The organism is Paenibacillus sp. O199, assembly GCF_001636635.1.
GTDB classification, from domain to species: Bacteria; Bacillota; Bacilli; order Paenibacillales; family Paenibacillaceae; genus Paenibacillus; species Paenibacillus marchantiae.
In genome coordinates this window covers 1-484 of the sequence record NZ_LGRP01000105.1, presented here as the reverse complement: position 1 = coordinate 484, position 484 = coordinate 1, and the positions used below count along the sequence as shown (strand labels likewise).

Annotated in this window: 1 protein-coding gene; it reads left to right on the top strand. The window is 59.7% G+C overall.

What is annotated here, in order from left to right; genetic code table 11:
• Positions 1-484, top strand: a 484-nt coding sequence (locus A6049_RS32335; protein ID WP_205412072.1) for a hypothetical protein, incomplete at both ends; no start/stop codon positions are given.

Sequence of the window (484 nt, the reverse complement as noted above, 5' to 3'; positions counted from 1 at the left end):
ACCGGAGCTACGGGAGCCACTGGTGCAACGGGGATTACTGGGGTAGCTGGTGCGACAGGTGCCATTGGAACTGGAACAACCGGAGCCACTGGGGCAACGGGGCTTACTGGAGTAACTGGAGCCACGGGAGCGACAGGATTTACTGGCGTGACAGGTGCAACGGGTTCAACTGGGGTAACTGGTGCGACAGGTGCAACCGGAACAGGAGCTACGGGAGCTACAGGTGCAACGGGCATTACTGGGGTAACTGGTGTGACAGGTGCAACCGGAACAGGAACAACTGGAGCCACAGGAGCAACGGGTCTTACCGGGGTAACTGGTGTGACAGGGGCAACGGGAACGGGAACAACAGGAGCCACAGGTGCAACGGGTCTTACTGGGGTAACAGGTGTGACAGGTGCCACCGGAATAGGAACAACCGGAGCCACTGGTGCGACGGGTGTAACTGGGGTGACAGGCGCAACCGGAACAGGAACAACTGGAG